Here is a 20,681-nt window from a genome sequence, read left to right on the forward strand (position 1 = left end):
CTGTTTCTCTTGATGTCTAAGCTTGCAATACGGAGATAAAACGATCCATGAACGCCTCTCCATCTACCTCTACACATACATTTGCGTTTGCCTCCCGGCCGAGGCGATTCTGAACGTCGCATACGGTTTGACCGTCGCACAGGTCGCTTCGTGTCTCAACATCCACATAATAGCGATGCGTCTTGACGATACTGGCATCGATCACGATATAGGCAGCGAGCGGATCGTGCATCGCACACGCTGCTACACCGTTGCGCATTCGATACCGCTCCATGTACTGTGCCGTACATGTACGGACAAAGCCTCCAAGCGGTGTGGAATCGAGCTTCTCCAAATGCTCGGGACGCAGCAGTGCCTGACGTGTTACGTCCAGACCGACGATGGTCAGGTCAAATCCTGCATGCAGCACCATTTTGGCCGCTTCTGGGTCAACGTAGATGTTGTATTCCGCCACTGGCGTAACGTTGCCGAACGTCTGCAGCGCGCCTCCCATCATAACGACCCGCTTAACGAGCTGCGGCAATTCGGGACAGGCCCGCAAGGCAATTGCCAGATTGGTGAGCGGCGCTGTCATAAGAAGTGTCAGCTCACCTGGGCGCTTCTTCGCTTCTTCAATGATGAACTGTGCTGCATGCGGCAGCCCTTCCTCCAGCTCCGGCGGACTCATATCGGATAGAGCTCCGCCCAAGCCATCATTTCCGTGCACAGCGTGCTCGAAGAACGTCGGACGCATCAATGGCTCGTTCGCTCCCGGAATGATCGGAACATTGCGAGTGAATCCATTCCTTGCAGAGGCAGCTTCTTTTTGCTCGGAATTCAGCGGAACCTTGTTCGCCTCAACATCCGCGCGTTGCTTGTCCTCATCCAACTGCTGCAGCATGTGTATCACTTTTCGTGTATTTAACGTCGCTTGTGAGAGTGAGACATTGCCATTCACTGTCGTCACGCCGACAAGCTCCACTTGTTTGCTTTTCCAAACTAACGCTAATGCGAGTGCATCATCTACGCCCGTATCGACATCCATAATTACGGGCATTCGCTTCGAAGCAGCCGTATCCACAACCATGATGCCAACCTCCTGCCTATTGATGAGAATAAAAAAGGAGGGTGCGATAAACGGCAGCCCTCCTCTTCATCGAGGAAGTTCAAAAAGGTACCTTGTCGTCGCGAAGTCGCTCTTAGCCGTTGCAACGTATACGTTTTTGAACATTCACTATTTGGACTTTACTCGATTTCACGGTTCCAGCGGTCAATCCAACCGCTCATTTCTTTGTTCACTTTACGAAGGTCAAGCGTCTTCAGGTTTTCAACAACTTCTGGGCCATACGTCAAGCCTTTCGCCTCATCAGCGGTCAGCTTCACTTCTTTGTTCGTTGGCGAATCGACGCGAGCCTTCGCATTCGCTTCTTGTACTTGCTGACTCAAGTGCCAGTTAATGAACTTTTCTGCCAGCTCTTTATGTTTCGAGCCTTTTACAATGTTGACCGTGTTCAAGAGCGCATATGCGCCTTCCTTCGGCGTTACGAACTTAGCGGATGGCAGAGCTTCCGTCAAGCTGCCCAAGAAGGTGTCCTGCATTGGTGCAGCCACAACCTCACCTTGCGCGAACATATTAACCAAGTCAGCGGACTTGGAGTAATACTTCACGACGCCAGGATTGATTTCTTTCATCGCTTTGAAGGCCGCTTCCGTATCCATATCCTTGCTGCCCGCTACCTTCGCCGCAAAATCCATCATCATTGGTCCTGTTGTAATCGTTATGTTAGGCAGGGCAATTTTATTTTTCAATTCAGGCTTCCACAGGTCGCTCCATGATTCAATCGGCGTTTTTGCCTCATCGCTGTTCACCGCAAGTCCAAGCTGCGCTACCGTGTGCGCTGGGCCATAGTCTTCGCCGATCGGCGCCTTAGCGATATCATACAGCTGCTCGATGTTCGGAATGTTCTTGCGATCAATCTTCTCGAACAAGCCTTCTTCAGCACCCTGCAGTGCATAGTAGTCGGACAAGTAGATCAGGTCTACCTTCGAGCTGCCTTGACGGACTTTGTTCAAGCGATCCGTGTTGTTGCCGATCTCTGTCACGATCTTAACGTTATACTCTTTCTCGAACGGCTCGTACACGTTCTTCTTCATCGCATCCTCGGCGAAGCCCCAAGTTGAGATGACCAATTCTGTCGGTGCTTCCTTGCCGCCTTCAGCTGCCTTGTCCCCACCGCAAGCTGCCAGCAGTGTGCCCATCGAAAGTACGAATGCAAGTGTTAACGCTAATTTTTTCATGAAGTCCCATCCCCCTGAAGCCATTCTAAGTTGTGTATCTCGTGTAGTAAGTGTTCAAAAGTAAACCCTAGTGACCGCCCATTGCTACATAGCGGACAATAACCAGTACGAACAGCACCCACATAAGCCAGTGAATCTTATATTTCTCACCCTTGCCGAATACGTTCGCTACGAACGCCAGCAGGACGTAACCAAGAATACCGAAGGAAATACCGTTCGCAATGCTGTACGTGAACGGCATGAATGCAATCGTCATAAATGCCGGAATCCCAATAACCAAGTCTTTGAAGTTGATTTCCGTAACGGCTTGCATCATCAATACGCCAACGACGATAAGCGCTGCTGCTGTAGCTGGGCCTGGAATCAATGCAACTGCAGGAGCCAAGAACAGGGACAACAAGAAGCAGATTCCTGTCGTTACAGACGTAAGTCCTGTGCGTCCGCCTTCTGCTACACCCGCGGAGCTTTCTACGAATGCAGTCACGGTACTTGTACCAAGTGCCGCACCACCCGCTACCGCAACAGAGTCAACGAACATCGCTTTCCCTACACGCTTGTTGCCTTCTTCACGATTTTTCATGAATCCAGCACGGTTGGCTGTACCAACCAATGTTCCGAATGTATCGAACAATTCAACGAATGTGAACGTTAGGATGATAGATACGATACCCACACCCATGATGCCAGCAAAATCGAACTCGAAGAAGCTCAATTTTGTCAAATCTGGAACCCAGTTTGCACCTTTCAACGAACTGAAATCGACGCGCCCCATCAAAATCGCAGCGACCGTCGTTCCCAAAATACCGAACAAAATCGCGCCGCGTACGTTCAAAATCATAAGGATCGAAATAAGTGCCAAGCCGATGATTGTAAGCAGTACATCAGGATTGGAGAAGCTGCCTAAGCCGAATACTGTTTCAAAACCTTGAAGCGGTGTGAATGTACCCTTAGGAATATCATTCACGGTCTCAACGGACACGGACAACATCCCGCTATTTTTCAATCCGACAATCGTAATGAACAAGCCGATACCGACTGTAATCGCATGCTTCAGTGCATCAGGAACTGCTTCAAGCAGCATTTGACGTACATGTGTAATCGTAAGCAGGAAGAAGATAATCCCGGAAATAAATACTGCCGTCAGTGCCATTTGCCATGTGATCGGATGTTCCGAGCCAGCAGTCGATACGACGACTGTTGCAAAGTAAGCATTCAGCCCCATCCCTGGTGCCAAGGCAACCGGGAAATTAACGAAGATCCCCATCGCAATGGTGAAAATACCGCCTGCAATAGCTGTTGCAAGAAATACGGGATACCATTCCATGCCGGTCTTACCGAAGGCCGTTAGAATGTTCGGATTAACGGCCAAGATGTACGCCATCGCCATAAAGGTCGTAATACCCGCCATAATCTCCGTACTAATTGTCGAACCGTTCTCCTTGATTTTGAAGAAGCGCTCCATGTGTATAACATCCTCCCCATGACATCTCATGAATGTGTGTTTACTGCTGCTTCTGTTTCCCCCAGTAACCTGTCTAAGCACAAAAAAAGAACTCAGGTTGATCTCCCGAGCTCTGGCGTGAAAGAAGTGAGGCATTCCCTACTCGCACTGCCCGCTATATGAATGAATAGCAAGTTCCCATCCTGATATTGCACACAGATTATGGGCAGGCAGAGCGTATAAGACGAATCTTCTAACTAGATTCATCCGGAAAGCCGTTCCTCTTCGTAGCCAGATCATTTACGGTGATCTCGTAGAAACTCTCAGGCCAATTCCCAAGATTATACGAAAAAGTTGCGTTATTAGGTTATCTACTCACATTGTATAGGCATTCGGCAGGGTTGTCAACGCTATTTCCGAACAATAAACAAAATATCTTATAACTCGTTCGTGTTTTGTAGCGAAAACAAATCAATTTCTCCATTACTGAAATCAACATTCTATGATGTCCCAGCATGCTAGAATTACAAAAAAATTTTTCTGGAAAATCACAGTAAAACTATTGAATTAATTCATTATTTTTTATAAAATGGGTTCATACATTTTTACCCAGTTTTGAAACTATTATGATTGCTTTTTACAAATGGTATTCGGGTAAACATGTAAATCTAGTATTTTGGAGGTGAGTTTATACGTTAAAAATGCCAGCTTTGTCAGACTAGACTATACTCTTTTATACCAAGGAGGAATAGCATTTGGCGAACAAAAACAACAAAAAAGTGCTTTCAATGATCATGTCGATTGCCATGGCAATCAGCCTGATGTCACCAGCGGTGTCAGCCTATGAAGGCCCCGCGAACAATTCAACCGAGAAGCTGCTCTATTTGCGAACAGGCACCGTCGATCTCCAGAATGAAAATGAACACTACGGACTGCAGCATGATGAAGAAAGCACGCAACGCCATTTGTACGTTGTTCAATTCAACGACGTCATCACAGATTCCTCCAAACAGCTCTTGCAACAGGCTGGAGCGGAACTCGGAGATTATCTCCCTGACTATGCTTATCTCGTACGCATGAACCCGCAACAAGCCGGCAACCTCTCCACCAACGATCAGATTTACAGAGTCACCCTCTTTCAGCCAGAATGGAAGAACGGCAACCTCTCCACATCCGAAAACACTTCACCAAGCAACTATGTCATCTCAGTATTCAGGGGCAGTGAGGCAGAAGTTGCCCAATCACTTAAGCAGCAAGCCATCCCCGTTACCGATGTGCAAGAAGGCTACATCGAAGCTGTATTAAGCAACGAATCACTCCCGCTCGTTCTTAATCAACCAGATGTCACCTTCGTCGAATCTAAGCCTAAAGAAGAGATCCTCAACGACTTCGTCACGAATCAAGTTGGGGCTGCTACGTCGAATGGCGTATGGAGCAAGGGATTGACCGGAAAAGGTCAAGTGGTTACCGTAGCCGACAGCGGCTTGGATTCCGGTAATCTAAGCACACTCCATAAAGATTTCGAAGGTCAGCTGCATACGACTCCTGTTCCTAACCCCGAAGGAACATGGAAGGATACGATCGGTCATGGCACACATGTAGCCGGTACCGTGCTCGGCACAGGAGCAATGTCCAATGGGAAATATAAAGGCGTTGCCTATGGTGCCAAACTGTTCGCCCAAACAATCGGCTGTGGTGGTACTTCTATCTGCCCAGGCGACCTGCGCGACTTGTTCGGCTCTGCGAAGCAGCAAGGATCGTTCATCCATACCAACTCCTGGGGCGCCAGCAGCTACACCTACAATTCCAACTCTGCTCGCGCTGATGAATATACGTTCAACAATAAAGACTTCACCGTATTGTTCGCCGCAGGGAACGATGGCAGCGGGAACAACACCATCAATTCACCTGGCAATGCCAAAAACACCATTACGGTTGGTAATCTTCAAAAAACAAATTCGAATCAAATTGCCCCAACCTCCAGCAGAGGATATGCATCAGATGGAAGAGTTAAGCCTGACCTCGTCGTTACTGGTACCTCAATTATTTCCGTTCGTTCTTCAGCCTCAACTAGACCTGCAAATCCAAATCAGTACTACACCAACATGACCGGTACCTCCATGGCTACTCCAGCTGTCGCAGGATCGGCAGCCATCGTTCGCCAATTTTATACCGAGAACAAGCACGTAACACCTTCCTCAGCACTCATCAAAGCGACGCTCATTAATGGAGCTGAAGATGTAGGATATGGATGGATGAGCAGAGAAACAGGATGGGGACGCGTTAACCTCGTGAATTCACTCACCCCTACTGACGGAAGAACCAATAGCTTCATCGACAACACCACAGGTATCAAAACAAACGATTCTATCTCCTACCGCGTAAAGGCCGAAGCCGGCAAACCTCTCAAGATATCTCTTGTCTGGAGCGATTACCAAGGTGCCGTTCAAGCTGGCAAGCAATTGGTCAATGACCTCGATCTTGAAGTAAAAACCCCAACTGGCGAACTCTACAAAGGCAACTGCTTCGTACAAAATACAGCTAGCACAAGCTGTTCCAATTATGACCACATCAACAACGTGGAAAATGCATATCTTTCAACTCCAACTACGGGCGAATATACGGTGACCATCAAAGGATACAATGTGCCACAAGGCCCTCAGCCATTTGCATTAGTTGTATCGGGCAATCATTCTTCTATTCTTGGCCAAGGCCCTGAACAACCAGAACCGGTTGTGCTGAAGGCACCTGAGCAGCTGGCTGTAACGGCAGTCACGTATAATTCAGTAAACCTGAGTTGGAGCGATCCGAACACAGGAATTCAAGGCCTTACGTACGAAATCTATCAACAACAGCAAAAAATCGGAACCAGCAGTCAAACCAATTATGCTGCAACCGGTCTGAGTCCAGGCAATACGTATACCTTTACGGTCAGGATCATTGACGGACAAGGCAATGTCTCCCCTCATAGTCAATCCGTAACGGCTAATCTCCCAAATCCGGAGGGGAATACAGATCCATGGCAGGCAGGTAAGGCATACAAGGCAGGCGATCTTGTCTCCTATAATGGTGTGATTTATAAGTGTGTGCAACCACATACATCTCTGACTGGCTGGGAGCCTTCGAATGTACCAGCACTCTGGTCTCCTGTACAGAAATAGGTAGCCGCCTCATCACTAACGAAGGAAAGTGAACCCTATATCAATACCGTAACGCAAAAAGGTTATACCGCGGTTAAACGCGGTATAACCTTTACTATTTCCTCAGAAATTAAAAGCTAAATTGTAAATCCATATGTGAACTCGTAATAAATAATCGGAAACTAGTAGATGTTAAGGGTGCCCTTAGAACTTTTTATTCACTTCTAGGATTGACGGAATCTCGCTTGCTTGCACCCATTAAGATATCAATAGTAGAAATAATGATTGCAAAAACAACCTCGGCAACAAAAGAGATACGAATCGAAGACATATATTCATCTATCGTGTGAACAGCAGTAAAGTTAAGTACAACTCGCAGTATAAATTCATGCAGTCTTCGAAAATTGCGCCCTACTATAGAGCAATTAATCTTAATAAACATGAGAACAATTGTAACAACGGCATCTGAAATCAGTGACAATCCATAAAACAATAGTATTGACTTCCATGAATCATATTCGATCCCTAAGATTTCAAAAATGCCGACATTGAAAAAAAATAACACTATTATTGATGTGATCACTGCAAATAACAACAATAGGCTCACAAGAGAAATAGGGATTATTTTCTTCATCATTTCTCTAATTTGTTTCTTGAACATCTAGTGCCTATGATAAGTTCTCCGATTGTTCTGGTGATCACTACATCCAAAGTTATCCCTCCAAACCGCCCTAATTCACTTCCTATATTTTACTATAGCATGGAAAACGTGTGAATTATTGAAAGATACAATGAACGCACTCAAACACTTTATTTCTCCTCTGATGGTTTTGGTAACAAGCATAATAAATACTCCCTTCCATTTGCTAAACAACTCAAATAAAAAGAGAATTTCGTTCGCCGCTAATGAAGGAAGTCACCTAATTTCAATGCCGTAACGCAAAAAGGCTATACCGCGGTTAAACGCGGTATAGCCTTTAAATTGTTAAGATTCGAATGGAATTACTCCCACTCAATTGTTGCTGGTGGCTTCGATGTTACGTCATAGACGATACGGTTAACGTTCTCGACTTCGTTGACGATACGTACGGAGATCTTCTCAAGAATATCCCACGGAATACGTGCCCAGTCAGCCGTCATGCCGTCGATGGATGTTACTGCACGGATACCTACTGTGTAGGAATACGTACGAGCGTCACCCATAACGCCGACACTCTTCATGTCCGGCAATGCTGTGAAGTACTGCCAAATTTCATTATCCAAGCCAGCCTTCGCAATTTCCTCGCGCAAGATCGCGTCGGATTCACGAACAATTGTCAGCTTGTCCTCTGTTACTTCACCCAGTACGCGGATTGCAAGACCCGGTCCTGGGAATGGCTGACGCCATACGATTTCTCGCGGCAAGCCGAGCTCTTCGCCGACTTTGCGAACTTCGTCCTTGAACAACGTGTTCAAAGGTTCGATAAGCTTGAACTTCATGTCCTCAGGCAAGCCGCCAACGTTGTGGTGGGACTTGATCGTCTGAGCAGTTGCTGTTCCACTCTCTACGATGTCCGTATACAATGTGCCTTGTGCCAAGAAGTCGAAGTCGCCCAGCTTCGCGGACTCTTCATCGAAGCAGTAAATGAACTCGTTGCCGATGATTTTACGTTTTTTCTCCGGATCAGATACGCCTGCAAGCTTGCTCATGAAGCGCTCGCGTGCATCAATTTTGACCACATGCATATCGAACTTGCCGACGAATGTCTCCATTACGCCTTCAGCTTCGCCTTTGCGCAGCAAGTTGTGATCGATGAACATACATGTCAGTTGATCACCAATTGCCTTATGAATAAGTGCCGCTACAACGGAGGAATCTACACCGCCGCTAAGCGCGCACAATACTTTGCGATCGCCGACTGTCTCGCGAATTTCTTGCACCTTGTCCTCGATGAATGTTTCCATCGACCAGTCGCCCTTGCATTCGCATACACGGAACAAGAAGTTGCGAATCATTTCATTTCCGTATACAGAATGACGTACTTCAGGGTGGAATTGTACCGCATGGAAACGTTTTTCCGGATGGCTCATTGCCGCAATTGGAGCATGCTCCGTACCTGCGTCAACGCGGAAGCCTTCTGGAAGCTCAACAACCAAGTCCGTATGGCTCATCCATACCGTTTGGTTTGCTTCCAAGCCATGTGCCAATTCACTGCCTGGCTGGAATACAACATCAGCTTTCCCGTACTCGCGCTTGCCTGCACGCTCAACTTTACCCTTCAGCTGATGCGACATCATTTGCATACCGTAGCAAATCCCCATGATTGGAAGACCCAATTCATAAATACGCGGATCTACCATTGGTGAATTTTCTTCGTATACGCTCGCTGGACCGCCAGAGAATACGATCCCCTTTGGATTCAGTTCTTGAATGCGTTCGATTGAAGTGTTGTATGGAACCAGTTCACTGTACACGCCCATATCGCGAATACGACGTGCGATGAGCTGGTTATATTGTCCGCCAAAATCGAGGACAACGATCATTTCATGATGTTGCTTTGTCATTGCCGTGCCTCCCTAATACATATTGTCCACTATTATAACGAAATTGAAAAACGTCAGTCAATGTGTTATGTGATCAAGTTTGGATAACTATATAAAATTACTGGTAAAGTGTTATTATTTTTCTTCAATTTGAAAAGTATTCAAGTTATTATAGGATCGAAACAGTAAAATCATGGAACATCAGCCCCTTCCCATAGCGGTAACAGCTGATCCCCCCCTAAAAATCGAGGTGTGTATATGCGAAAATCTGTTCATGTTTATTGTGCACTATTGTTGTTTATTTCCCTCTTCATTCCATCTATAAGAACTGTCAGTGCCGAAAATGCTCCATTGCTGTCTCCCCTTCCCAATACAAGCCTTTACTCTCAGCTTTATCATCTGCCAGACGACACAACACTGCTCGTTGAACCCAATTACGAGAAGAATTATTCAACATTGAATGCGATCAATCTGCCACAAGCCAAAATACTGTGGAGCAAGAAATTCCCCGAAATTTATGACGTATATGTCTTGGCCAACCCTACCAAAATCGTAGTCATGACTCGCGATAACGACAACCTAAAGAAAATCGTTCTCGATCAACACGGGAATACATTATCCCAACAATTATACCGTAATATTAAGCTTAATCTGGAATTAAACAGCATTAGCATCAAGGTGAGATGGTCGCCGCCACAGCAGAACATCGAAGAGCAAATTGTCGTACTTGAGCAGAATTATTATAAAAAGAAGTCGATTGCATCCCTTTACTCATCTCCTTGGATCAAGCCTCTCCTCCGTAAAGATATACGAATCGAACCTGGAAGTTATGAGCATCTAACTATTATAGATATCGCCTTCCGAGCTCCCAATCTGGTCGTCCAGTACGAAGGGTCTGGCATTATGCAATCCCAATTTTTCTATAAGATCATCAATATTCGTAATTCGCAGGAGTCGACAATTCTAATCGAGGGGAATATACAAACCGATTTCGGTGTACAAGATGGGAAACTCATTATAACAACGGAGCATAACAGTATCGGAAGCCCGTTCGGCCCAGATCATAATAAAGGTAATTTGGTGTATGCTGTGTACGATTTGAACACAAGAAAGCAAATTCATCAGCAAGTATCTACCTTCACAGACAATGATACCTTCGGTTGGAATGCTTCCTACCAAGCCGGGAAGATATGGATGCATGATTTATCAGATAGCAAGTGGATCATTACAGATACATTTGGGAAAGCGTTAATTGAGGAACAAACAACTGTATTCCCAGAGGGGGTTGTACGCTTTATTACATACGCCCCTGTCGACAAAAAAGCGTATTTCATCGTGTACAAACACAAAGAAACAGCCAAATTGCTTGAATTGGAAGTCACGGACAGAGACTGATATTGTTCATGAAAATGAAAAATGCCTCGAAGTCGCAATCCGACTGTCGGGGCATTCTATTGGTTTAAGTGATCAAAATCGGCTTATACGAGGTGACAGGCCACTTGATGGTCGTTACCTACATCCCTGAATACCGGAACCTGCTCACGACAAATATCGGTCGCAAACGGACAGCGTGTGTGGAACTTACAGCCGGATGGAGGATTGGCTGGATTCGGAATATCCCCCTGCAGGACGATTCGTTCACGCTTCAGCTTCGGTATCGGAATCGGCACAGCTGATAACAGTGCCTTCGTATACGGATGCAGCGGATTGCGGAACAATTCGTCTCGCGACGCCGTCTCCATCATGGTGCCCAAGTACATAACGCCGATCCGATCACACAGATGCTCTACGACGCTTAGGTCATGGGAGATAAACAAATACGTTAAGCCGCGTGTCTTCTGCAGCTTGCGGAATAAGTTAATAATTTGCGCCTGAATCGATACATCGAGCGCCGAGACTGGCTCGTCCGCAATAATGAGATCCGGGTCAAGGATAAGCGCTCTGGCAATTCCGATGCGCTGACGTTGGCCACCCGAGAACTCATGTGGAAAGCGATCATACTGATAGGCCGATAGACCGCATGCTTCCATAACCTCAAGCACTCGATCCCGAACTTCTTCCTTCGTGGTCATTCCATGGTTAAGCAGCGCCTCGCCAATGGCATCGCCGACGCGAACACGCGGATTCAAAGAACTATACGGATCTTGGAAGATGAGCTGCATCTTCGGTCTCAGCTTGCGCAGTTCCTTTTCCTGCATGCCATAGATATCAATCCCCTGAAACTTCACTTCGCCTTCCGTCTTCTCCAGCAACCGAATGATAGTACGCCCTACTGTACTCTTCCCGCTTCCAGATTCTCCAACCAAGCCGAACGTCTCCCCCCGCTTGATGGTGAAGCTGATATCATCCACCGCCTTCACATGGCCGACAGTTCGATTGAATATGCCTGAGGTAATCGGAAAGTACTTTTTCAAATGTTTCACTTCGAGCAATGTCTCAGCCATGTTGAATTCCCTCCTCATACAGCCAGCAAGCAACCCGATGCCGTTCGGCTGTATCCTTCAGCAGTGGCTGCTTCGTTGTACACACCGACATGCAGCGGTCACAGCGATCATGGAAATAGCAGGACTCAGTCAAAGACAATGGGTTAGGCACCTGCCCCGGAATCGAGTACAAATCATCCTGACGCTGGCCGATGACAGGCTTCGAACGAAGCAGACCTTGTGTATAAGGATGCTTCGGATTCTCGAACAGCTCGACAACTTCGCCTTCTTCCACGATCTTGCCGGAGTACATCACGATCACGTAATCAGCGATTTCTGCAACGACACCAAGGTCATGGGTGATGAGCAAAATAGACATGTTTGAATCTTCTTTGATTTGACGCAGCATATCCAGAATTTGCGCTTGAATCGTTACATCAAGTGCTGTGGTCGGTTCATCCGCAATGAGCAGTTTCGGATTACAGGACATCGCGATCGCAATCATAATCCGCTGCAGCATGCCCCCGCTCAACTGATGCGGGTAACTGTCCAAGATCTGCTCTGCACGAGAGATTCCAACCAGCTCTACCAGCTCGCGAGCCCGAGCCCGCGCATCCTTCTTCGATAGCTTCATATGCACCATGAGAGGCTCCATAATCTGCTTGCCGATCGTAAGCACCGGGTTCAGAGAGGACATTGGCTCCTGGAATATCATCGCAATATCGTTACCACGGATTTGGCGCAGCTCTTCCTTCGGAATGTGGAGCAAATCCTTGCCGCCGAACTGAATATTGCCGTTCACCACTTTACCTGCGGGTTCTTCGACGAGCCCCATTATAGACATTGCGGTTACACTTTTGCCGCAGCCGGATTCGCCGACGATGCATACGGTTTCCCCTTCGCGAATGCGCAGGCTAATATCATTGACTGCCTTAACTGCCCCTGCTTCGGTATAAAAATAAGTACTGAGATGATCAATTTCGATTACATTTTTCATCAACTGTCATTCCCTTACTTCTTCTGTTTAGGATCGAGAACATCTCGCAAACCATCGCCGAACACGTTAATTGCAATTACTGTAGAAAATATAGCAAGACCTGGCGGAATCCACAGCCAAGGACGCTTCTCGAAATCCATCAAGCTGTTCGCCGCCTCTATCATGTTCCCCCACGTCGGAGTAGGCGGCATAACACCAAGACCGAAGAAGCTGAGCGCAGATTCACTCAATATCGCTCCACCCGTACTCAATGTAGCGACGACAATAAGAAGTGGTGCTATGTTCGGAATCATATGATTAAACAGCTTCCGCTTATCATCCAATCCAAGTACAATCGCCGCCTGCATAAATTCTCGTTCACGAATACTAAGCATCTGACTGCGTACGAGCCGAGCCAATCCTGGCCAGCCAATAAAGCTGAGCATGAACATGACAAGATACATGCGATATTCCGTAGGTACTTTCCATTCGGACATCATTGCCCCTAAGATGAACAAGATCGGCATGCCCGGAATCGTTAACAGCAGATCGGCAAGCCGCATAATAATCTGATCGACAATCCCTCGATAATAAGCTGCAACCGCTCCAAGAATCGAGCCGATACATACCGAAATCACCATAGATGCGAAGCCTACCGTCAAGGATATGCGGCCGGCCTGCAGCAAGCGCGTCAGCACATCTCGCCCGAGCCCGTCGGTACCGAGCCAATGCTTCATCGAAGGTGCTTTGTTCATCATCGCCAGATTACTCTTGCCGTCCGCATAGGGGGAGAATAAAGGGCCGATGAAGCATGCCAGAAACATAATAATGAAAAAGAGTAAGCCGGATATGGCTAGTTTGTTTTTCAACAGCTTATGAAAAGCCTGACGCCATAGCGACGTGCGAGCCGCTGCCGGCGCCGTCCGCTGAACCTCTGTTATTCCGCCGGAAATGGATGACATGTTGGTACCCCCTTAATGCAATCTGACGCGCGGATCGGCGACATTGTACAAAATATCCGAAATGAGCGTGCCGATTATCGTCAAGATGGCAATGAACATCGTAAAGCCCATGAGCAGTGGATAATCCCTCGTCCCGAAAGATTGCAAATACAATTGCCCAATTCCCGGCCAATTAAATATCTTCTCAATAATCATCGAACCACTGAACAAGCCCGGAAGTTCAAAACCGATCAAGGTGATCGCAGGCAGCATCGCATTGCGAAGCGCATGCCGATACAGCACCACTCGCTCCTTCATGCCCTTCGCTCTAGCTGTACGGACATAGTCCTGCCGAATTACATCAATCATATTGCTGCGGAAATATCGTGTCAGCGAACCGACCCCAAGCAAGACCATCACCGCTACTGGCATAATCATATGATCGATGACTTCCCATGCATGCGCCATGCCCGTGGAGTTGCTCCCTGTCGTAATCATCCCTCCAGGCGGCAGTATCTTCAAATCAACCGCCAGCATCTTGATCAGATACAACCCGATGAAGAACGATGGAATGGACATCGCAGCAAATAAAAAGACCATCACGGCGGTGTCAAAGAAAGAATACTGCTTGTACGCCGAAACGACACCAATAATAACCGCCAACAGCCATGTAAAAAAGGTTGAAACAATCGCCAGCAAAAACGAATTCCACACATAATCATTGAACAGCGTTATGATAGGCTTTTGCTGTGCTAGCGAGTATCCGAAGTTGCCATGGAAGGCATTGGTCAACCAATTCCAATACCGCTCCAATACAGGCTGATTAAGGCCATATATGGCTCGGAGCTCTTCCTTCCGCTCCGGTGACAGCTTCGTATTGCCCGCGAGAAAATCGCCAGGCATCATTGCAAACAGTACAAAAATAAATAAGGATGCCGCAGACAAAATGAGGATCATGTACAAAAATCTTCGCAGCAAAAAATTACTCATGTTCGCACTCCTTTTGGAAGTCATTCGCCCCTGGCTGCAATCGAAAGTGCAGGCCAGGGGCTCCTATGCTCATTATTTCAATTCCCAGTCGAACACGCTTCCAGCTACACCAGTCAATGGTGAGATCTTCATCCCTTGAATACGTCCATTATAGGCATAGACCGACTTGCGATAGCTTGTGAAGATGTAAGGCATATCATCATTCAGAACTTGGAACAGCTCCTTGTAAATCTTCTTGCGTTCTTCAATATCTGTTGCTGCCAAGCCTTTGTCGTACAGCTCTTTCACTTTTGGATTGTCATAGCCCTTCACTTCGCCGTTCACGAAGCGACGAACGCCATCCGCTGGATCTACCAGAACCGGTGTTGAGAAGGAAGCAAGATCATAATCGCCGCTGTCAGCCTTCGCACCTAGCGCATTGAAGTCTGCGAACAGCTCTGGCTCGAATTGAACCCCAATCGCTGCATAGTTTTCCTTCGCAATCGTGACGAACAGGTCATTCCCCTTGCTCTTCGAGCCGATAAAGTGAAGCTTCAGCTTTTTACCGTCCTTCTCACGGATTCCGTCCCCGCCAGCTTTCCAACCAGCTTCGTCAAGCAAGGCTTTTGCTTTTTCCGGATCATAGTTGTACGGGTTAATGCCTTCTTCCGTATATGCCCAAGATGTTGGCGGGCTCGGAATATTCGCCACTTGACCTGCACCTTGGTTCGCGTCTACAAAGATGGATTGACGGTCTAGTCCGTAAGTCAGTGCCTGACGAACGCGTTTGTCTTTGAAAGTATCGTGCTCATGGTTAAATGACAGGAAGCCGTAGTTGCTTGCTGTAGCCGGCACAAGATTCAAGAAGCCCAATGACTTCAGCTTATCAATATTTTCTTGCGTTGCAGTAAAGGCCCCATAGTCCTGCTCGCCTGTTTCAATAAACTGCCACGTGTCGCCTTCTGTTGTTTTGTAGATAAAGTGTTCGGTCTTTGGCTTGCCTTTGAAATAGTTTTCGTTAGCAACAAAGCGTACCTCTTGGCCTGGGATAAACTTCTCCAGCTTGTATGGGCCTGTTCCAACCGGATTCGCGTGCAGGTTCTTAATATAGTCCAGAGACTGTCCCTGCTTGTAATCCTTGCCGTAATAAGCCTTGGACAGCACGTCACCCCCAAGGATCGACAGCGCCTGAGAGTTTCCTTTTTCCAAAGTGACAGAGATCGTATTTGGATCAATCACCTTGATGCCCGAAATCAAAGTCGCCTTGCCTTCTTTATATTCTTTTGCCCCAACGATGCCGATAAGGGACAAATCTTCTTCACCTGTGTAACCCTTGTCATTTACAAGCGTCCACGTGAAAGCAACATCATCTGCCGTAATCGGTGAGCCGTCACTGAACTTCAAGCCTTTGCGCAGATGGAACGTAAAGATTTTTCCGTCCTCTGTAATTTCCCACTTCTCAGCCAAGCCCGGAATCGGCAAGCCTTTCTCATCATTCGTCACGAGAGGTGTGTACAAAATGGAGGAAACGTTGCCGTCATAGCCACTTTGCTGGAAGTAAGGAGTAAATGCGCCGCTCGGGTCTGTCAGACCAACAATAATCGTATCTGTGCGTTTCTTTGCTTGTTCTGGAAGCTTCGACATATCTGAAGCGCTGACAAGCTCTGTCAACACTTCCACAGGAGGTGTCTGTGTCTCTCCTGAGCTAGAATTGTTGGATGACACCTGACTTTGTCCTTTGTCTGCAGGTGCCGCACTGTCATTCGAGCAAGCTGTCAATAACAAGCTGCTAGCCATCGTTAAAGATAAGAGAAGAAGCAATGTTTTCTTCATGTTGACCCTCCTGAAATGAACAAGTTTATTTTCAACTATTCCTATAAGCTCAGTAGGAATTTTATAGGCCTTATTATAAGCCAGTGGTAAATTTATGTACACAATAAAAATGCGTCGATTTTCAATTAAAAGATCTGATTTCCCGGGAATTGACTATAAAAGCCAAGGGAAACTTCACCACACACTCGATTATCTCTTTTTTTTGCTTACTGTCTTCCTTTTGTGAAGAAAAGGGCTTGCTGTCAAAATCGTTTATGCTGGGTCGATGATGTTAGAATAGTTTACGATTGGTCATTGGGTGAGGGTCGATTCTACGTTGAAATGGTTCATTCGCATTCCCGTAGGGAGATTCATAATTATACATTTATGAGCTATCGATAACTCCGTGCGTTTCTGTACACAACCAGAAGTCATTAATCACTGTTATTCCACGGTTCGCGCACATTTTTCGTTTCTAAATTTTCTCCATAATGAAGTCCTTTTGCGATGTATATGTATGTATTTCTACGTATTATACTGCATGATTTCATTGAATAATAGTTATTTCTATACATTGGTCTATAATTATTTTGAATTCGCTACTTAGAAGCATGCTTGAATATACAACGCTTACATAACAGGCTGTAAGGAAGTTATGCTCCATGTTTTCTCCAACTGGCAGCTTAAACAATAGTGAGAAAGAACTTTGCAATAAAGCATGTTGACATCATTTAACTACAGTTGTAGTATATAGGTTAACTACGGTTGTAGTATATATGTTAACTACGGTTGTAGTTTCATGAACAAACACTTAGAGAGGAGTGACAATGTGAAGACATCATCAAAGGTAGCAATCGCAGCACTAGGCAGTGTTTTATTACTGGGTTCTTCGGTAAACCTCGCTGCGGAGGCGGCATCCTCCCAGCCGGCCCAAAAAACTACAGCAAAAGAAGCTAATAGCAAGGCTCCAAATGCCGAAGAAAAAAAGTTTGTTGAAAGTGAGGTGAAGAGAGTGAGAGAACTGCCCAAGGAGCCGGGCGATCTTTACATCATGTACTTCAAATACAAGAACCTGAACTACGGACTGGAATTTGCACCTTTTGGCAAGGGTTTTGTATTCTCAACCTATGAGGATTACGTTAAAAAGGCTTCTACTTTGAACGGTACCATCTTGCAGCAACCTTCCAACTTGCCGGAGGGATATACGTTTTCTAAAGCGGCCATTGAAAATCCAATTGCGAACATAAAAAGTGAAGTCGAGAAAAAATTCTTTGATGATCTGAGGGCCGAAGGTAGAAGGAGCGGAAAACCCGTTTACACGAAAAAGTTAGATTGGAAAGAGCCGGGAGCCATCCGTCTTGAGTATACGAATGGCAAAGACACACTAACCTTCAATCAGTATACGGCCGACGAGGAATTTTCTAAGCTGAAAGGTTTCAGTTACGAAACGCCCCCTACTACTGGTAAACATGTTAATAGATACGTTTTTTGGTATGGTACCGGCAAATACTATTACAGTATTGCTACTCAGTCGGATATGACCAAAGAGCAGATGATTGAAATTTTGAAAGCAGTGGTGAAAAAATAACATTTGTAGTCTGATTGAATTGACTTTGGAGGTTTCATGCATGAACCAAATCCCACCCATTACGGATGCAGAGCTGGAAATTATGCGCGTGTTGTGGACGATTCCAGATTGCCCTTCCAGTGAGGTCGTAAAACAAATGACGATTCACATGGGGTGGAGCCCGAATACGACCCGGACGCTTCTCAGTCGGCTGGTGCAGAAGGGAGCGGCAGGTGCCAAGCTTGAAAAGGTGGCAAAGCGTACCCAACTATTTTTTCCTGCCGTCAGCGAACAGGAATACCTGCAATCCGAAACCAAATCCTTTATGAAAAAACTGTATGGCGGAGCATTAAAGCCGATGCTTGCTAATTTTTTGGAGGATAAAAAGCTGAATGCGCAGGAAATCGAGGATCTAAAGGCTTTATTTGACGAAAACTACAGCGACGGTGAAGAAAAGAGAGATACCTGATGAGTCCTTCAATACATCCAACTTTATTGTCGGTTTTTGGCTGGGTGATTCGCGGATCATTCATGGCCAGCATTCTGGTCGTACTTGTACTCATCCTGCAAGTTCTATTGAAAAACAAGCTTGAAGCCAGGTGGAAATATTTACTTTGGGTTCCTGTGGCGATTCGTTTACTGCTCCCTTGGGCGCCGGAATCTTCACTTAGCTTGTACAATATTTTATCTTTGGAGGCCATAGTACCCGGTATTCATAAGCAGACTCAAGATCCATCATCTTGGCGCGAATATTGGATAGATGCTGGGAGGAAAAACGAATCAGCAGTTCATGGAGGGCGATCTTTCAACTCGGAGAAAAGCGACCCTATTCGGAAGACTATCGTATCAGATCCACCTCATGAATCTGGAACCGTACAAGAGAGCCGCTTTGGGTGGAATAGGATCAAGCAAATGAACTTTGCCGATGTCTTGATGCTCATCTGGCTTGCAGGTGTTCTGCTTCTTGCCGCCAAAACGGTATTCGATCAGCTTCGATTGAAACAAGCACTACGAGCAGGGCACCCTATCAAAACACCTTATCTATCGGCATCGTTTCACGAGACGAAGCAGTTGTTCGGTGTGAAGCGCAAAGTGCAGTTCGTGGCTTCTGAAAGGATTCCAGGACCTGCCGTGGTCGGTTTTATTAAGCCTGCGATCGTCATTTCTCCAAGTCTGCTCATCACGTTAAAAAAGGATCAACTTCAGTATATTCTGGCGCATGAATTCGCCCATATCCGGCGGCGGGACGTGGCGGTGAACTGGGTCATGTTCATCATCTTGATCTTCCATTGGTTTAATCCATTATTATGGCTAGCCGTACATAAAGCAAGACAGGATCAGGAGATGGCCTGTGATGCATGCGTGCTGGATCGGATGAGTCCGCAGCAAAACAATGCATACGGGCAGACGATTATCCATGTGCTAGAGCATTTTTCAGGAAACCGTCCTCAACCAGGACTTGCCGGCTTGTCAGCCACACATAAACAAATGAAAAGGAGACTTACAATGATCAAACAATTTAACAAAAAATCATATCACCTGTCCATTCTAGGGTTGGCGACGATTCTCACGCTTGGTAGCGTGACGTTGGTAAATGCAAAGGAAAGCAAGGCAGAGAGCGTACCACAAGCGACTTCCGTACAATCGGAACTGGGTTCAAACGCCACAGTGAATCATGAGCCAGATATTATCTATCCCGCAGGTGTTATCGATCGCGAGGATCGCGAGCTTTACAAGAAAGAAATGGAGAAAGCTATAAAAAAAGCGGAAGATGCAGCCAAAGCTATATCTGCGGATGAAAGAGAGTTTATCGCAAGTGAGAGAAAGAGAGTGGGAGAACTGCCCAAGGAGCCGGGTGATCTTTACATCATGTATTACAAATACAAGAACCTGAACAACGGACTGGAATTTGAACCTTTTGGCAAGAAACTTGCATTCTCAACCTATGAGGATTACGTTAAAAAGGCTTCTACTTTGAACAGTCCCATCTTGCAGCAACCTTCCAACTTGCCGGAGGGATATACGTTTTCTAAAGCGGTCATTGACAGTCCAAGGCCGGATGGAAAAAGTGAAATCGAGAAAAAATTCTTTGATGATCTGAGAGTCGAAGGTAAAAAGAGCGGTAAACCCGTTTACACGAAAAAGCTTGATTGGAAAGAGCCGGGAGGCATCCGTCTTGAGTATACGAATGGCAAAGACACGCTAATCTTCAATCAGTATACGGCCGACGAGGAATTTGCCAAACTGAAAGGCTTCAGTTACGAAACGCCGCCTACTACTGGTCAACCTGTTAACAGATATGTTTTTTGGTATGGTACCGGCAAATACTATTACAGTATTACTACCCATTCGGATATGACAAAAGAGCAGATGACTGATATTTTGAAAGCAGTGGTGAAAAAATAACATTGGACTGACCCCATAGAGTGGAATGAATCAAAGCACCTTCAAGAAAATGCTCAATATCGGAAGATATAGAGACAGCCTTGGAGGTGTTTTTGCATTTACAACAAGAGTGAGCTAATCGCTGAGCAGACCTTTCGAAATTGCTTTCATCACATTCAAACAAAATTAAATAACCAGTCGCCAATTGAATTTCGACGACTGGCTTC

15 protein-coding genes and 1 riboswitch are annotated in these 20,681 nt (G+C 46.2%); of the genes, 5 read left to right on the plus strand and 10 right to left on the minus strand.

Annotated elements, in window-relative coordinates:
• Window positions 1-16: 16 nt before the first annotated feature.
• From PBN151_RS20560 to PBN151_RS20570, 3 genes are all read right to left on the minus strand, one after another.
• A complete protein-coding gene (locus tag PBN151_RS20560) occupies window positions 17-1,066 on the minus strand; it encodes a nucleoside hydrolase (protein ID WP_227774894.1) in 1,050 nt (349 codons plus the stop codon).
• Between the two features lie 158 nt (window positions 1,067-1,224).
• Window positions 1,225-2,277 carry an ABC transporter substrate-binding protein gene (locus tag PBN151_RS20565; RefSeq protein WP_021252210.1) on the minus strand — a complete coding sequence of 351 codons (1,053 nt, stop codon included), beginning with the start codon at window positions 2,275-2,277 and terminating at the stop codon, window positions 1,225-1,227.
• Between the two features lie 67 nt (window positions 2,278-2,344).
• Window positions 2,345-3,739, minus strand: coding sequence for an NCS2 family permease (locus PBN151_RS20570; protein WP_072730504.1), 1,395 nt, complete (start codon window positions 3,737-3,739; stop codon window positions 2,345-2,347).
• 247 nt (window positions 3,740-3,986) lie between these two features.
• Window positions 3,987-4,087, minus strand: a riboswitch (purine riboswitch).
• Window positions 4,088-4,473: 386 nt separating this feature from the next.
• Here PBN151_RS20570 and PBN151_RS20575 point away from each other — a divergent pair.
• On the plus strand, window positions 4,474-6,879 hold the full coding sequence (locus PBN151_RS20575; protein WP_072730505.1) for a S8 family serine peptidase: 2,406 nt from the start codon (window positions 4,474-4,476) through the stop codon (window positions 6,877-6,879).
• Window positions 6,880-7,072: 193 nt separating this feature from the next.
• Here the strand turns inward: PBN151_RS20575 and PBN151_RS20580 are convergent, their stop codons facing one another.
• Entirely contained in the window at window positions 7,073-7,465 is a 393-nt protein-coding gene (locus tag PBN151_RS20580) for a YrvL family regulatory protein (RefSeq protein WP_227774896.1), read from the minus strand.
• A gap of 395 nt (window positions 7,466-7,860) precedes the next feature.
• Window positions 7,861-9,402, minus strand: coding sequence for a glutamine-hydrolyzing GMP synthase (gene guaA, locus PBN151_RS20585; protein WP_028533672.1), 1,542 nt, complete (start codon window positions 9,400-9,402; stop codon window positions 7,861-7,863).
• A 435-nt stretch (window positions 9,403-9,837) separates the two neighbouring features.
• Between guaA and PBN151_RS20590 the strand changes: the two genes are divergently transcribed.
• Window positions 9,838-10,776 (plus strand): hypothetical protein, encoded by a 939-nt coding sequence (locus PBN151_RS20590; RefSeq protein WP_139295390.1) that lies wholly within the window; start codon window positions 9,838-9,840, stop codon window positions 10,774-10,776.
• Window positions 10,777-10,859: 83 nt separating this feature from the next.
• On the opposite strand, the gene PBN151_RS20595 is transcribed toward PBN151_RS20590, so the two are convergent.
• The 5 genes from PBN151_RS20595 to PBN151_RS20615 all read right to left on the minus strand — a co-directional run bounded on the left by PBN151_RS20595 (window position 10,860) and on the right by PBN151_RS20615 (window position 16,523).
• A complete protein-coding gene (locus tag PBN151_RS20595; protein WP_021259916.1) occupies window positions 10,860-11,825 on the minus strand; it encodes an ABC transporter ATP-binding protein in 966 nt (321 codons plus the stop codon).
• Complete coding sequence (locus PBN151_RS20600; RefSeq protein ID WP_072730508.1) at window positions 11,818-12,801, minus strand: ABC transporter ATP-binding protein; 984 nt, start codon at window positions 12,799-12,801, stop codon at window positions 11,818-11,820. The genes PBN151_RS20595 and PBN151_RS20600 overlap by 8 nt, the downstream gene beginning before the upstream one ends.
• Window positions 12,802-12,815: 14 nt before the next feature.
• Window positions 12,816-13,742, minus strand: coding sequence for an oligopeptide ABC transporter permease (opp4C, locus tag PBN151_RS20605; RefSeq protein WP_139295391.1), 927 nt, complete (start codon window positions 13,740-13,742; stop codon window positions 12,816-12,818).
• A gap of 12 nt (window positions 13,743-13,754) precedes the next feature.
• A complete protein-coding gene (locus tag PBN151_RS20610; RefSeq protein WP_072730509.1) occupies window positions 13,755-14,711 on the minus strand; it encodes an ABC transporter permease in 957 nt (318 codons plus the stop codon).
• A gap of 72 nt (window positions 14,712-14,783) precedes the next feature.
• Entirely contained in the window at window positions 14,784-16,523 is a 1,740-nt protein-coding gene (locus PBN151_RS20615) for an ABC transporter substrate-binding protein (protein ID WP_072730510.1), read from the minus strand.
• 808 nt (window positions 16,524-17,331) lie between these two features.
• Here PBN151_RS20615 and PBN151_RS20620 point away from each other — a divergent pair.
• Genes PBN151_RS20620 through PBN151_RS20630 form a run of 3 tightly spaced genes read left to right on the plus strand, consistent with a single transcriptional unit; the run spans window position 17,332 to window position 20,475 of the window.
• Window positions 17,332-18,090, plus strand: a complete 759-nt coding sequence (locus PBN151_RS20620; protein WP_072730511.1) for a hypothetical protein — start codon at window positions 17,332-17,334, stop codon at window positions 18,088-18,090.
• A 40-nt stretch (window positions 18,091-18,130) separates the two neighbouring features.
• Window positions 18,131-18,538, plus strand: coding sequence for a BlaI/MecI/CopY family transcriptional regulator (locus PBN151_RS20625; protein WP_072730512.1), 408 nt, complete (start codon window positions 18,131-18,133; stop codon window positions 18,536-18,538).
• Window positions 18,538-20,475, plus strand: a complete 1,938-nt coding sequence (locus tag PBN151_RS20630) for a M56 family metallopeptidase (protein ID WP_072730513.1) — start codon at window positions 18,538-18,540, stop codon at window positions 20,473-20,475. Before PBN151_RS20625 ends, PBN151_RS20630 begins: the two co-directional genes overlap by 1 nt.
• Window positions 20,476-20,681: the final 206 nt, after the last annotated feature.

This window comes from Paenibacillus sp. NAIST15-1, assembly GCF_001894745.1.
GTDB classification, from domain to species: Bacteria; Bacillota; Bacilli; order Paenibacillales; family Paenibacillaceae; genus Paenibacillus_B; species Paenibacillus_B suaedae.

Bases quoted from the DNA above. Each gene is read 5' to 3' on its own strand.
- PBN151_RS20560 (WP_227774894.1), bottom strand. From the start codon at position 1,066: ATGGTTGTGGATACGGCTGCTTCGAAGCGAATGCCCGTAATTATGGAT.
- PBN151_RS20565 (WP_021252210.1), bottom strand. From the start codon at position 2,277: ATGAAAAAATTAGCGTTAACACTTGCATTCGTACTTTCGATGGGCACA.
- PBN151_RS20570 (WP_072730504.1), bottom strand. From the start codon at position 3,739: ATGGAGCGCTTCTTCAAAATCAAGGAGAACGGTTCGACAATTAGTACG.
- guaA (WP_028533672.1), bottom strand. From the start codon at position 9,402: ATGACAAAGCAACATCATGAAATGATCGTTGTCCTCGATTTTGGCGGA.
- PBN151_RS20595 (WP_021259916.1), bottom strand. From the start codon at position 11,825: ATGGCTGAGACATTGCTCGAAGTGAAACATTTGAAAAAGTACTTTCCG.
- PBN151_RS20600 (WP_072730508.1), bottom strand. From the start codon at position 12,801: ATGAAAAATGTAATCGAAATTGATCATCTCAGTACTTATTTTTATACC.
- opp4C (WP_139295391.1), bottom strand. From the start codon at position 13,742: ATGTCATCCATTTCCGGCGGAATAACAGAGGTTCAGCGGACGGCGCCG.
- PBN151_RS20610 (WP_072730509.1), bottom strand. From the start codon at position 14,711: ATGAGTAATTTTTTGCTGCGAAGATTTTTGTACATGATCCTCATTTTG.
- PBN151_RS20615 (WP_072730510.1), bottom strand. From the start codon at position 16,523: ATGAAGAAAACATTGCTTCTTCTCTTATCTTTAACGATGGCTAGCAGC.
- PBN151_RS20625 (WP_072730512.1), top strand. From the start codon at position 18,131: ATGAACCAAATCCCACCCATTACGGATGCAGAGCTGGAAATTATGCGC.
- PBN151_RS20630 (WP_072730513.1), top strand. From the start codon at position 18,538: ATGAGTCCTTCAATACATCCAACTTTATTGTCGGTTTTTGGCTGGGTG.